This is a genomic window from Streptomyces sp. NPDC007917, assembly GCF_042959105.1.
Taxonomy (GTDB): domain Bacteria; phylum Actinomycetota; class Actinomycetes; order Streptomycetales; family Streptomycetaceae; genus Streptomyces.
The window spans coordinates 195,922-208,274 of sequence record NZ_JBIBKK010000001.1; the positions used below are offsets into that span (position 1 = coordinate 195,922).

Consider the following 12,353-nt stretch of genomic DNA (forward strand, 5'->3'; position numbering starts at 1 on the left):
GCCGCCGGGCCACAGACGAGACAGCAAAGAAGCACCGTGATCCGCGCGCTGCGGGCCGTACTTCCCCGGACGCTGCGCGCCCGGCTGACCGCCGGGCTCGTGGTGCTGCTCGCGGCCGCGTCCCTGGCGGTCGGGCTGACCACGGTCCTGGCGCTTGAGGGTTTTCTGGTGCGCCGCCTGGACCAGCAGCTGACCGCGGCGGGCGGCCGCTTTCCGGCGAGCCTGGAGCACGGCGAGCGTCCGGACGCGGACAACCGGCCCGATACGCGCGGCCAGTCCGCGTACACCTTCGGCGCCCGGCTGAAGAGCGGTGAGGCCACGCAGGCGGCGGTGGTGCGGGACAAAACGGACGCCCCAGTGCCGCTCACCGGCGCCGACCGGCGGGCCCTCGCCCAGCTGCCGACCGATGGCCGCGGGCATGACGTCCGGCTGTCGGCGATCGGCGCCTACCGGGTGTTCGCCGTGGCCGGGGACGACGGCGACGTCCTGGTCACCGGTCTGCCGCTGCGCCCGGTGGAGGAGACGGTGCACCGGGTGGAGCTGGTGGAGGCCGTGGTCTTCGGATCGGCGCTCGCCGTGACGGGGGTGGCGGGGGCGCTGTGGGTGCGGCTGTCGCTGCGTCCGCTGCGGCGGGTGACGGCCACCGCGGCCGGGGTGGCGCGGCTGCCGCTGGCCAGCGGGGAGGTGGCGATGCCGGCGCCGGTGCCGGACACCGATCCGCGCACCGAGGTCGGCCAGGTGGGCGCGGCCTTGAACCGGATGCTCGGGCACGTCGGCGACGCGCTGGCCCGCCGCCACGCCAGTGAGGAGCGGCTGCGGCAGTTCGCCGCGGACGCCAGCCATGAGCTGCGGACCCCGGTGGCCACGGTGCGCGGCCACGCCGAGCTGGCGCTGCGCCATCCGGGGCCGGTGCCCGGGGAGGTGCGCCACGCGCTGGAGCGGATCCAGTCGGAGTCGGAGCGGATGAGCACGCTGGTCGACGATCTGCTGCTGCTCGCGCGGCTCGACGCGGGCCGGCCGCTGGCGCGCGGGCCCGTCGATCTGACGCGGCTGGTGCTGGACGCCACGGGGGACGCGCGGGCCGCGGGGCCGGGCCACCGCTGGACGCTGGAGCTTCCGGAGGAGCCGGTGACGGTGACGGGCGACGAGCACCGGCTGCAGCAGGTGGTGGCCAATCTCCTCGCCAACGCCCGTACGCACACCCCGCCGGGCACCGAGGTGGCGGTCCGCCTGGCGGCGCGCAAGGGGCGGACGGACCTGACAGAGCTGACAGAGCTGACGGAGCTGACGGTCACGGACGACGGGCCCGGCATCCCCGAGGCGCTGCAGGCCGAGGTGTTCGAGCGTTTCGCGCGCGCGGACCACGGCCGTTCGCGGGCCGCGGGCAACACCGGTCTGGGGCTGGCCATCGTGCGGGCCGTGGTGGCGGCGCACGGCGGGACGGTCGAGGTGGCGAGCAGACCGGGGAGGACGGTCTTCCGGGTGGTGCTGCCGGGCGCGCGGGCGGCGTGACCGCGACCGTGCTGGCCGGCGCGGCCCTCGGCCTCCCCGGTCGGCGACCCGTCGTATCTGTCGGTCCCGGTCCGGGACCGACTCACTCCCGTCACGTCCTGGTGTCGCCCGGGAGCATCGTGGCGGGTTCGGCCGGGGCCACCTCCACCGCCTTGGTCTTCACGCTGCGCCGCTCCCGCTTGGCGACCCAGTTGGCGAACCACGACAGCAGCATGCACATCCCGATGTAGACCGGGGAGATGATCATGACGACGGGGATGAACGGGAGGCCGTAGTCGAGGTTGCCGGCGATCAGCTTGCCCGCGTGCAGGAACTCCTCGTAGGTGATGAGAAAGCCGAGCGAGGTGTCCTTCAGGGCCACCACCAGCTGGCTGATGATGGCCGGCAGCATCGCCCGCACCCCCTGCGGCGCCAGCACATACGCCATGACCTGCGTCTTGCGCAGACCGAGTGAGTACGCCGCCTCGCGCTGCCCGCGCTCGACGGAGTTGACGCCCGAACGGAACACCTCGGCCAGCACCGAGCCGTTGTAGAGGGTCAGTCCGGCCACGAGCGCGGGCAGGGGCTGCACCTTCAGCGCCACGAACACGAAGAAGATCATCACCAGCACGGGCATCGCCCGGAAGAACTCCACGACGAGCGTGGCGGCCCAGCGCACCGCGCGGTGGTCGGACAGCCGCCCGGCCGCGAGGAGCCCGCCGAGGGCCAGGGAGAGGACCGCGGCGAGGGCGAAGGCCTTGAGGGTGTTGCCGAGGCCGCGCACCAGCAGGAGCTGGATGCCCTTGTACTCGAAGGGCCGCCACTTCTCGGCCGCGAACTGGCCGGTGTCGATGAGGGCGTAGACGATCCAGCCGAGCAGGAGCAGCAGGACGACGGCGGCGAGCAGGCCGTAGGCGCGGTGGCGGGCCCGGGCGTGGGGGCCGGGGATGTCGTAGAGGGCGCTGGCGGTGGTCATCGGGGCACCCCCCAGCGGCGCTCCAGCACATGGAAGAGACCGCTGATGGCGAGGGTGATGATCAGATAGCCGAGGGCGATCCAGACGAAGGTCCAGATGACGCTGTAGCCGCGCTCGTTGAGCGGTTTGTAGGTGCCGAGCAGTTCGGTGACGCTGAACGAGCCGGCGATGGCGGAGTTCTTGGCGAGCGCGATCAGGGTCGAGCCGATGGGCGGGATGACGGTGCGGAACGCCTGCGGCAGCACCACCGCGCCGAGCGTCTGCGGGAAGTTCATGCCCAGGCTGCGGGCCGCCTCGCCCTGCCCGACCGGCACGGTGTTGATGCCGGAGCGCACCGCCTCGCAGATGAACGCCGAGGTGTAGCAGCCGAGCGCGAGCACCGCGAAGGTGAAGAACGGCAGGACGACCCCGAAGCGGGGCAGGCCGAGCATCACCGCGAAGAAGAGCAGGGTCAGCGGCGTGTTGCGGAGCACCGTCACCCACGCGGTGCCGAAGGCCCGCAGCGGGGCGACGGGCGCCACGCGGAAGCCGGCCATCAGGACGCCGAGCCCGAGCGCGAGCAGCGAGGCGAGGACGGTCAGCTCGACGGTGCCGAGGAAGCCCTCGCCGTAGAGGGAGAAGTTGTGCGTGAGAACGTCCATGGGGGTGGTCCTGGGGTCGGTCGGAGGGGGTGTCTCAGCGCGGCGGGTAGCGGTCGACGGGCGGTGGTTTCGGGGCGGGCACACCGGACAGGCCGAGGGTCGCGTCGTACGCCTTCAGCCAGTCGCCGTTGCGCTCATGGGCCTCGATGGCGTCGTCGAGTGCCAAGCGCAGCGCGTTGTCCTTCTTCGGCACGCCGATGCCGTACGGCTCCTTGGAGAACGGCCTGCCGACGACCTTCAGCACCTTCGGGGCCTTGGCCGCGTAGCCCAGCAGGATGGTGTTGTCGGTGGTGACCGCGTCCACCTGGAGGCTGATCAGGTTGTCGACGCAGACCGAGTAGGTGTCGTACGCGACCGCGCGGGCCTTGGGGTAGTCGGTCTGCAGGCGCATCAGCGGGGTGGAGCCGGCCACCGAGCACACGGTCTTGCCGGCCAGGTCCTTCGGGCCGTGGATGTCGTTCTCGTCGGTGCGGACCAGCAGCGACTGGCCGGCCATGAAGTAGGGGCCGGCGAAGCCGACCAGGCGCTTGCGCAGCGGGTTGATGGTGTAGGTGCCGACGTAGTAGTCGATCTGGCCGTTCTGGAGGGCGGTCTCGCGGTTCGCGGACGCGATGGTCCTGAACCTGATCGTCCCGGGGTCGAAGCCGAGCGAGGCCGCCATCATCCTGGCGATCTCGATGTCGAAGCCGGAGTAGCGGCCGGTGGCCGGGTCCCTCTCGCCCAGGTACGGCTGGTCCTCCTTGACGCCCACCACGAGGTAGCCGCGGCGCTTGGCCTTCCGCCAGGTGGGAGAGGGCGGCAGCCGGAAGCCGGTGGCCACCTTGTAGGCGGGCAGCGCCTCGGGCTTGGGCCCCTTGACCGGGGGGCTGCCCTCCTTGCCGCAGCCGCCGGCGGCCGGCAGCGCCAGGGCGACCACGGCGAGGGCCAGGGCCGCGAGCGCGCGGCGGATGCGCGTCATGTGGTCCACCCCCGGCTCAGTGCTTGAGGATCTTGGAGAGGAAGTCCTTGGCGCGCTCGGTGCGCGGCGACGCGAAGAAGTCGTCCGGCGGGCGGTCCTCGACGATCCTGCCGCCGTCCATGAACACCACGCGGTTGGCGGCGTAGCGCGCGAACCCCATCTCGTGGGTGACCACGATCATCGTCATACCGTCGCGGGCCAGCCGGCGCATGACCTCCAGCACCTCGTTGATCATCTCCGGGTCGAGCGCGGAGGTCGGCTCGTCGAAGAGCATCACCTTGGGGTCCATGGCCAGCGCGCGGGCGATGGCCACCCGCTGCTGCTGACCGCCCGACAGTTGGGCGGGGTACTTGTCCGCCTGGTCGGCGAGCCCGACCTGGCCCAGCAGTTCGCGGGCGCGCCGCTCGGCTTCCTGCTTGGTCCGGCCGCGCACCTTGAGCTGGGCGAGCATCACATTGGCCAGCACGGTCTTGTGCCCGAAGAGGTTGAAGGACTGAAAGACCATCCCGACGTCCGCGCGCAGCCGGGCCAGCTCCCTGCCCTCCTCGGGCAGGGGGACGCCATCGACGGTGATGGCACCGGAGTCGATCGACTCGAGGCGGTTGATCGTCCGGCACAGGGTCGACTTGCCGGAGCCGGAGGGGCCGATGACGACCACCACCTCGCCGCGGCCGACGGCGAGGTCGATGTCCCGCAGGACGTGCAGCGCGCCAAAGTACTTGTTGACCTCGCGCAGCTCGATCAGCGATTCGCCGACGGGCATACCGGCCACACCCACTTTCAGCTGTGTCGGGCTCAGCGCAAACTATCCGCACATAACGGGCGCCTTGCCGACGACACGCATCAATGGGTTTCCAACCCCCCGAAGGGGCCGACCGGGGGAACGCGGCCCGGGAACACGGCCCGGGAACGCGGCTCAGACCTCGGCGACCTCCGCGTACACGTGCGAGAGCTCGGGCGCGCCGTCCGCCGCCCACTCATGGCCCGCCCCCACCACGTCGATCTCCCGCCCCGAGGCGAGCCGGACGACCGGCCGCCCGTTGGGCCACACCTGCCACAGGGCACCGGGCACGGTACGGATGATCACCGTGCCCAGATACAGACCCGCGTCGTTGCCGAGCCACGGCAGCTCGTCGGGGTCGTCGCGCCAGCGCGGCAGCAGTTGGTCCAGCGCCTCCAGGGAGGCCGCCGAGTCGTCGAGCCCGACCCCCGCGGACGCCGCCCGGGCGCGCAGCAGCTCACACTCCGACAGCAGCTGGGCCACGCCCTGCGGATCGGCCTCCCGAACGGTCATGACAGCCGTGCCGTGCGCCTGGTCGTGTCGCTTGCGCCAGTTGCCCAAGAACGGGATGTTCATACCACTCAGCGTGGCACCCCCGCGCCCACCGCACCACAGGGCGCGCGGCGGTCCCGTGATCTGATCATTGTCTTGACGACACCCATCCGTCTCTCTACGTTCGTCCCGCACCTGTCGGATCGCCGGTTGGGTTGGTTGCGAGAGGGGACACACGCATGCTCGTCGGCAGACGGTGGACAGCGACCGCGTTCGTCACGGGAGGTGTCGCCCTCTCCTTCGCCTGGACGGCGGCGCCCGCGGGCGCCGCCACGCCCGGGCCGCCCGGCGAAGAACCCCGAAAGCCGCTCCCCTTGGAGCGGCTTTTCGACAACAGGGCGGTCAGTGACGACGCCGACCCCGGCGGCGCGGACTTCGACGGGGCGGGCAACTCGCTGTCCGCGCAGGACCTGCGGGCCGCCGGCTGGGCCCCCGGCCGCACCCTCACCATCGACTCGGCCCGGCTCACCTGGCCCCGAGCGGCGGGCGACGCGCGCGCCGACAACGTACGGGCCGACGGGCAGGCGGTACGGCTGCGCGGGCGCGGCGACGCGCTGTCCTTCCTGGTCGCGGGCACCGGCGGCGAGGCGAGCGGCACCGGCACCGTCCGCTACCGCGACGGGTCGAGCAGTACGTACACCCTCACCGCCCCGGACTGGCGCTCGGGCCCGACGGCCACCCGGGCCGTCGCCCTCCCCCACATCAACAGCGGCGCGGGACAGCGGGTGGAGACCGCGCGGCTGTACGCGGTGACGGTGCCGGTGGAGCGCGGCCGGGAGATCTCCTCGGTGGTGCTGCCCCGCGACCCGGGCACGGCCGATCTGCATGTGTTCGCCGCCTCGGTGCGCCGGGCCGCCGAGGGCTGGACGGGCAGCTGGTCGGCGTCCACCAGCGGCTATACGGCGGTCGGCCCGTGGACCGACCAGACGCTGCGGCTGGTGGTGCACACCAGCGCGGGCGGCCCGACGGCCCGGATCCGGCTGGCCAACACCTTCGCGGCGGCCCCGGTGCGGATCGGCCACGCCAGCGTCTCCCTGCAGGCAGCGGGCGCGGCGGCGGACGGCGACCCGGTGCCGCTCACCTTCGGCGGCCGGGAGGGGATCGAGCTCGCGGCGGGGGTACAGGAGTTCAGCGACCCGGTGGGCTTCGACGTCCCGCCGGACGCCAATCTGCTGGTGAGCATCCATCTGCCGGACACGGTCCAGGCCGTGCCGGTGCACAGTCAGGCCACCCAGCGCTCGTATCTGAGCCCGCCGGGCAGCGGTGACCACACGGCCGACGCGGGCGGCGAGGCGTACACCGGCACCCTGACCACCTGGCCGTTCCTGACCGGTGTGGACGTCGGGGGCGGGCCGGGGTCGGTGGTGACCCTCGGCGACTCGATCACCGACGGCACCAAGTCGACCACCGACGCCAACCGGCGCTGGCCGGACGTGCTGGCCCGGCGGCTGCTGGGCCAGTCCGACGTGCCCGCGTACGGGGTGCTCAACCAGGGCATCTCCGCCAACCGCGTGGTGAGCGACCGCTATCCGGGCGAGGGGGTGAGCACGGACACCGGCGGGGTGAGCGCCCAGCACCGGCTGGAGCGCGATGTGTTCGCCCAGACCGGTGTGCGCACGGTCGTGGTCTTCGAGGGCATCAACGACCTGCGCTGGGGCGCCTCGGCCGAGCAGCTGACCGCCGGGCTGCGGGCCATCGCCCAGCGCGCGCACGAGCGCGGGCTGCGGGTGGTGGTGGCGACGATCGCGCCCTGCGAGGGCGAGTCCCTGTGCACCGCGGACGTGGACGCCCGGCGCACCGCCGTCAACGCCTTCATCCGGGACAGCGGCGGGGCGTTCGACGCGGTGCTGGACTTCGACGCGGCGGTGCGGGATCCGCAGCGGCCGCAGCGGATCCTGCCCGCCTACGACAGCGGCGACCATCTGCACCCGGGCGACGCGGGGCTGCGGGCGATGGCCGACGCGATCGATCTGCGGCAGCTGACCGGGTGACCCGCGGGCCGGGCCGCGCGCCGGGCCGGCCCGCCCGACGCGTCAGCCGCGTCAGACGTGTCAGACGTGTCAGACGTGTCAGACGTGTCAGACGTCGAGGTCGACGACGACCGGCGCGTGGTCCGAGGCGCCCTTGCCCTTGCGCTCCTCGCGGTCCACATACGCGTCGCCCACGGCCTTGGCGAAGGCCTCGTTGCCGTAGACCAGGTCGATCCGCATGCCCTTGTTCTTCGGGAAGCACAGCTCCCGGTAGTCCCAGTAGGTGAAGGGGTGGTCGTACTTCAGGGGGCGCGGCATCACATCGGACAGGCCCACCTCGCGCAGGGCGGCCAGCGCCTCGCGCTCCTTGGTGGTGACATGCGTCGAGCCCTCGAAGTACGCCCGGTCCCACACGTCCTCGTCGGTCGGCGCCACGTTGAAGTCGCCGAGGACGGCGAAGGGGCGGCCGGCCGCCGCGTCGACCGCGGCGGAGGCCCGCAGCGCCTCGAACCAGCGCAGCTTGTAGTCGTAGTGCGGATGCCCGATCTCCCGGCCGTTGGGCACGTACACCGACTGGACGCGGACGCCGTCGCAGGTCGCGGCGATGGCGCGGGGCTCCTGCTCGCCCTCGTAGTCCGGGCCGCCGGGCAGGCCCGAGGTCACCTCCGCCAGGCCGACCCGGGAGATCACCCCCACCCCGTTCCACCGGCCGGTGGCGTTGACCGCGGCCTCATAGCCGAGCTCGCGCAGCGGCTCGTACGGGAAGGCGCTCTCGGCGCTCTTGATCTCCTGTATGCACAGCACGTCCGTGCCGCTGCTCTGCAGCCAGGCGAGCAGGCGGGGCAGCCGCGCGGTGATCGAATTGACGTTCCAGGTCGCGATGCGCATAGGGGACAACCTACCGCGCGGGTCCGACAACGCTCACCGCGCGGGATTCCCTCAGGCCGGCACGCTCTCCCCCGGCGCCAGGCGCAGGTGCTCGGCGCCGATCCCGGGGCCCTCGGGGCCGAGCATGCGGCCGTAGACCATGGGCGCGACATCGGACAGCAGGGCGTCGTGGACGTCGATCGCGCGGCCCGGCGCGACCTCGCGGACGTAGTCGACGATCTCGGCGAGCTTGTTCCACGGCGCGTGGACCGGCAGCAGCAGGGTCTCGACCGGCCGCCCGGGCACCGTGAGCGCGTCGCCGGGGTGGAAGACGGAGCCGTCCACCACATATCCCACGTTGGTGATCCGGGGGATGTCCGGGTGGATGACGGCGTGCAGCTGTCCGTGGACCTCGATGTCGAATCCCGCGGCGGTGAAGGTGTCGCCCTCTCCGACGGTGTGCACCCGTCCCGGGAAGGCGTCCTCGATCTGCCCGGCGACGGCGGCGAGCGTCCAGATCCGCGCGGCGGGGTTGGCGTCGAGCGCCGCGCGCAGCCGCCGCTCGTCGAAGTGGTCGATGTGCTCGTGGGTGACCAGGATGGCGTCCGCGCCCACCGCGGCGTCCTCCTCGCTGAACGCGCCGGGGTCGATGACGAGCGTCTGGCCGTCCTTCTCCAGCGCCACGCAGGCGTGGCCCTTCTTGGTGAGCTTCATGGGGATCATTGTGCTCCCGGCGGGCGCGCCGGGCGCTCCCAGGGGGCCACCTCCAGGGGGCCACCTCCAGGGGAGTCACCCCTCGGGCGTCGTCTCCTCGCGGATGACGCGCTGGGCCACGGCGAAGGCCGAGTTCGCGGTGGGCACCCCGCAGTAGACGGCGGTGTGCAGCAGCACTTCCTTGATCTCGGCGGGGGTCAGCCCGTTGCGCAGGGCGGCGCGGGTGTGGAAGGCGAGCTCGTCGAGGTGGCCGCGGGCGGCGAGCGCGGTGAGGGTGACCACGCTGCGGATGCGCCGGTCGAGGCCGGGCCGGGTCCACACCTCGCCCCAGGCGTAGCGGGTGATGAAGTCCTGGAAGTCGTCGGTGAACTCGTCGGCGTTGGACTGGGCGCGGTCCACATGGGCGTCGCCGAGCACTTCCCGGCGCACCCTGATCCCCTTGTCGTACGCGTCCGAACGGGTGTCGATGAGGGCGGAGCCGGGCTCGACGTAGCCGATCTCGGCGACCGGGGCGCCGCTGAGCTGAACGCCGCCCGCGGGCGCGCCGTTCATGGGGGCGCCGTTCATGGGGGCGCCGGTGGGCGGCGCGGTGGCGAGCACCGCTCGGGACGCGGGGGTGGGGATCGCGGTGAGGCCGGTCGGCTGGTCCGCGGACTGCCAGGAGGTGGAGAAGTGGCGCACCAGGAGGTCGGTGACGGCGGTGGGCTGTTCGACGGGCGCCAGATGGGAGGCGCCGGGGACCAGCGCGAGCCGGGCGTCGGGAATCCCGGCGACCAGCACCCGGGCGTCGGCCGGCGGGGTCACCTCGTCGTCGGCGCCCACCACGACCAGGGTCGGCGCGCCGATGCGGCCGAGCTCGGCGCGGATGTCGAAGGCGGCCAGGGCCTCGCAGGCGGCGATGTAGCAGCCGGGGTCGGTGGTGCGGACCATCTGGACGGACCAGTCGACGATGGCGGGCTGACCGGCGGCGAAGACGGGGGTGAACCAGCGGTCGGGGGTGGCGCGGGCGATCGGGTCGAGGCCGTTGGTGCGGACCACCACGCCGCGCTGGCGGTAGGCATCGGCGGTGCCGAAGCGCGGTGAGGCGGAGACGAGCGCGAGGGAGCCCACTCTGAGCGGATGTCGCAGCGCGAGCTCCGCGCCGATGGCCCCGCCGATCGAGCAACCCGCGTAGCCGAAGCGGTCGATGCCCAGCATGTCGAGCGTGGCCAGCAGGCGCTCGGCGAGGTCGGGGACCGAGGCGGCGGGGTGGGCGGCGGCGCCGCCGTGGCCGGGCAGGTCGAACCGCAGCACGCGCCAGTGGCGGGACAGCTCGGGTATCTGGCGGTCCCACATGTGCCAGGTGGTGCCCAGCGACGGGCCGAAGACGAGGACGGGCCCGTCCTCGGGGCCGTCGAACCGGTATTGAAGAGTCTGCGTCTCGCTCACCGGGTCACGGTATCCGACGGTCCCGACGGAGATCAGGCCCCGGCGGACCGGTCCTCCGGGCGGGCCCGGGACGGGCCCCGGCGGGACCCCGGACAGCCGGCGGAACGGCCGCCGCGGCCGGCCGGCCCGGGCGTTGGCCCAGGTGGCTAGGGCGTCACGGTGGAGACGACGTACACCTTGGGGTGGCGCCGGTTGTCGAAATCGACGGTGATGTCCAGCTTCGGCTGGGGTTCCTTCTGCTTGACCACCGTCCCGGCCCAGTCCTCGTCGCCGCCGACCCGCCAGCCGACCTTCTTCGCGTCGTCGGCGCCGATGGTGATCCGGCCGGCCTTCAGCTCGGCGCGGTCGGTGCCGAGCCGGACCAGGAACCGGTCCAGGCCCTGGACCGAGGTGACGAACTGCACGTACAGCGAGCTGGTCTCCCAGGAGTTGGACTCGTAGAACGCGACGTCGTCGGAGTAGCCCGGGATCCACACGTCGTAGATGCGCCGCTGGACCTTGCTCGGCCAGCCCTCGGTGAGGCCGGTCGCCGCGGCGTTCTCCTGCTTGTCCTCGCCGCTGTTGCGGCTCTGGAGGGCGGAGATGACCATGTAGCCCGCCGGGATCGTGATCAGCAGGAAGATCACCAACGCCTTGAGCCAGCGGCGCGAGCGGCGCCCGCCCTCGCCGGGCCGGTCCCCGGCGTCCCCGCCGGCCCCCCGGCCCGGCGGCGCGGCGCCGTTGGCGGAGGCGGCGGAGGCGCCGCCTGCGGGGGCGGTGGGCGCGGCGGGGCGCTGTTCGGCCGCGGTCACTGCCGGCCCGCCTGACCGCGCGACGCCAGCCACGGGGTGGCCCCAGCGCGCTCGTAGCGCTCCACGCGGCGCCGGTTGGCACGGCGGAACCGGCGGGCGACCAGCCGGGCCAGGTCGGCGGCGCCGACCATGCCGGCCTCGGGGCCCAGCTGGGCCTTGACGATACGGGCCTCCGGCCGGTAGCCGCGGCCGGTCAGGGTGCGCCGGAACGCGTCCCGGGCCGGGCCGATCAGCAGGTCGTCGGCCGCGCTGACGCCGCCGCCGATGACGAAGCAGGAGGGGTCGAGGGCCGCGGCCAGGTTGGCGATGCCGACGCCGAGCCACTGGCCGATGTCCTGCAGCAGCTCGACGCACATGGCGTCGCCCTCGCGGGCCAGCTCGGTGATCAGCGGCCCGGTGATCTCGGTGATGTTGCCGCCGACCCGGTCGATGATCCCGTACGCGACCGGGGACTCGGCAGCGGCCAGCTCACGCGCCTCCCTGACCAGCGCGTTGCCGGAGCTGTACTGCTCCCAGCAGCCGCGGTTGCCGCAGGGGCAGCGGTGGCCGCCGGGCACCACCTGCATATGGCCGAACTCGCCCGCCACCCCGTACTTGCCGCGTTTGACCTGGCCGTCCTCCAGGATGGCACCGCCGATACCGGTGCCGAGGGTGATCATGACGAGGTGGTCCTCGCCGCGCCCCGCGCCGAAGCGCCACTCGGCCCAGGCCGCGGCGTTGGCGTCGTTGTCGACCATCACCGGGACCGCGAGCCGCTCGGCGAGGCGGTCGCGCAGCGGCTCGTTGCGCCAGGACAGGTGGGGGGCGAACAGCACGCGGTTGCGGTCGGCGTCGACCCAGCCCGCGGCGCCGATGCCGACGGCGTGCACATCGTGCCGGTCGGAGAGGTCGAGCACCAGCTCGGTGATGGTGTCCTCGACGACTTTGGGGCTCTTGGACTTGTCGGGCGTCTCGGTGCGCAGCTTCTCCAGGATGTTGCCGTCGGCGTCGACGACCCCGGCCATCACCTTGGTCCCGCCGATGTCGATGCCGACGGTGGGGACCCGGGGCGCGGTCAGGTGCGAGCGGCGCTCGCGGGTGCCGACGGTGCGCAGCACGGTCGCCCGGGCCGACCCCCGGTGCACCCTTTCGCGGTAGAGGCTCATCGGCTCGCCCCTTCACCGGGGCCGGTTACACCAGGGCCA

At 73.1% G+C, this 12,353-nt stretch carries 12 protein-coding genes; 2 read left to right on the forward strand and 10 right to left on the reverse strand.

Annotation, left to right across the window (positions count from 1 at the left end; genetic code table 11):
* Positions 1-48 precede the first annotated feature (48 nt).
* Positions 49-1,512 carry an ATP-binding protein gene (locus ACFZDL_RS00860; protein ID WP_353590801.1) on the forward strand — a complete coding sequence of 488 codons (1,464 nt, stop codon included), beginning with the start codon at positions 49-51 and terminating at the stop codon, positions 1,510-1,512.
* 91 nt (positions 1,513-1,603) lie between these two features.
* On the opposite strand, the gene ACFZDL_RS00865 is transcribed toward ACFZDL_RS00860, so the two are convergent.
* From ACFZDL_RS00865 to ACFZDL_RS00885, 5 genes are all read right to left on the reverse strand, one after another.
* Positions 1,604-2,467, reverse strand: a complete 864-nt coding sequence (locus ACFZDL_RS00865) for an amino acid ABC transporter permease (RefSeq protein ID WP_353590636.1) — start codon at positions 2,465-2,467, stop codon at positions 1,604-1,606.
* Positions 2,464-3,108: an amino acid ABC transporter permease gene (locus tag ACFZDL_RS00870; RefSeq protein WP_353590637.1), complete on the reverse strand. Its 645-nt coding sequence runs from the start codon at positions 3,106-3,108 to the stop codon at positions 2,464-2,466. Before ACFZDL_RS00870 ends, ACFZDL_RS00865 begins: the two co-directional genes overlap by 4 nt.
* 34 nt (positions 3,109-3,142) lie before the next feature.
* Positions 3,143-4,066: a glutamate ABC transporter substrate-binding protein gene (locus tag ACFZDL_RS00875; RefSeq protein WP_353590638.1), complete on the reverse strand. Its 924-nt coding sequence runs from the start codon at positions 4,064-4,066 to the stop codon at positions 3,143-3,145.
* Positions 4,067-4,082: 16 nt separating this feature from the next.
* Positions 4,083-4,829 carry an amino acid ABC transporter ATP-binding protein gene (locus tag ACFZDL_RS00880; RefSeq protein ID WP_353590639.1) on the reverse strand — a complete coding sequence of 249 codons (747 nt, stop codon included), beginning with the start codon at positions 4,827-4,829 and terminating at the stop codon, positions 4,083-4,085.
* A 153-nt stretch (positions 4,830-4,982) separates the two neighbouring features.
* A complete protein-coding gene (locus tag ACFZDL_RS00885; protein ID WP_353590640.1) occupies positions 4,983-5,423 on the reverse strand; it encodes a DUF6278 family protein in 441 nt (146 codons plus the stop codon).
* A 155-nt stretch (positions 5,424-5,578) separates the two neighbouring features.
* Here ACFZDL_RS00885 and ACFZDL_RS00890 point away from each other — a divergent pair, with 155 nt between their 5' ends.
* The gene (locus tag ACFZDL_RS00890) at positions 5,579-7,390 is read left to right on the forward strand and encodes an SGNH/GDSL hydrolase family protein (RefSeq protein ID WP_353590641.1); all 1,812 of its coding nucleotides are present in this window, start codon (positions 5,579-5,581) and stop codon (positions 7,388-7,390) included.
* An 87-nt stretch (positions 7,391-7,477) separates the two neighbouring features.
* Here the strand turns inward: ACFZDL_RS00890 and ACFZDL_RS00895 are convergent, their stop codons facing one another.
* From ACFZDL_RS00895 to ACFZDL_RS00915, 5 genes are all read right to left on the reverse strand, one after another.
* Complete coding sequence (locus ACFZDL_RS00895; RefSeq protein ID WP_353590642.1) at positions 7,478-8,257, reverse strand: exodeoxyribonuclease III; 780 nt, start codon at positions 8,255-8,257, stop codon at positions 7,478-7,480.
* Positions 8,258-8,308: 51 nt separating this feature from the next.
* Positions 8,309-8,950, reverse strand: a complete 642-nt coding sequence (locus ACFZDL_RS00900) for an MBL fold metallo-hydrolase (RefSeq protein ID WP_353590643.1) — start codon at positions 8,948-8,950, stop codon at positions 8,309-8,311.
* 75 nt (positions 8,951-9,025) lie between these two features.
* A complete protein-coding gene (gene pcaC / locus ACFZDL_RS00905; protein WP_353590644.1) occupies positions 9,026-10,378 on the reverse strand; it encodes a 4-carboxymuconolactone decarboxylase in 1,353 nt (450 codons plus the stop codon).
* 146 nt (positions 10,379-10,524) lie between these two features.
* Positions 10,525-11,169: a hypothetical protein gene (locus ACFZDL_RS00910; protein ID WP_353590645.1), complete on the reverse strand. Its 645-nt coding sequence runs from the start codon at positions 11,167-11,169 to the stop codon at positions 10,525-10,527.
* Positions 11,166-12,314 (reverse strand): ROK family glucokinase, encoded by a 1,149-nt coding sequence (locus ACFZDL_RS00915; RefSeq protein ID WP_353590646.1) that lies wholly within the window; start codon positions 12,312-12,314, stop codon positions 11,166-11,168. The genes ACFZDL_RS00910 and ACFZDL_RS00915 overlap by 4 nt, the downstream gene beginning before the upstream one ends.
* Positions 12,315-12,353: the final 39 nt, after the last annotated feature.

What these genes read in the sequence shown, in the direction of transcription:
- ACFZDL_RS00865 (WP_353590636.1), bottom strand. Translation starts at nt 2,467, where the DNA reads ATGACCACCGCCAGCGCCCTCTACGACATCCCCGGCCCCCACGCCCGG.
- ACFZDL_RS00870 (WP_353590637.1), bottom strand. Translation starts at nt 3,108, where the DNA reads ATGGACGTTCTCACGCACAACTTCTCCCTCTACGGCGAGGGCTTCCTC.
- ACFZDL_RS00875 (WP_353590638.1), bottom strand. Translation starts at nt 4,066, where the DNA reads ATGACGCGCATCCGCCGCGCGCTCGCGGCCCTGGCCCTCGCCGTGGTC.
- ACFZDL_RS00880 (WP_353590639.1), bottom strand. Translation starts at nt 4,829, where the DNA reads ATGCCCGTCGGCGAATCGCTGATCGAGCTGCGCGAGGTCAACAAGTAC.
- ACFZDL_RS00885 (WP_353590640.1), bottom strand. Translation starts at nt 5,423, where the DNA reads ATGAACATCCCGTTCTTGGGCAACTGGCGCAAGCGACACGACCAGGCG.
- ACFZDL_RS00890 (WP_353590641.1), top strand. Translation starts at nt 5,579, where the DNA reads ATGCTCGTCGGCAGACGGTGGACAGCGACCGCGTTCGTCACGGGAGGT.
- ACFZDL_RS00895 (WP_353590642.1), bottom strand. Translation starts at nt 8,257, where the DNA reads ATGCGCATCGCGACCTGGAACGTCAATTCGATCACCGCGCGGCTGCCC.
- ACFZDL_RS00900 (WP_353590643.1), bottom strand. Translation starts at nt 8,950, where the DNA reads ATGAAGCTCACCAAGAAGGGCCACGCCTGCGTGGCGCTGGAGAAGGAC.
- ACFZDL_RS00915 (WP_353590646.1), bottom strand. Translation starts at nt 12,314, where the DNA reads ATGAGCCTCTACCGCGAAAGGGTGCACCGGGGGTCGGCCCGGGCGACC.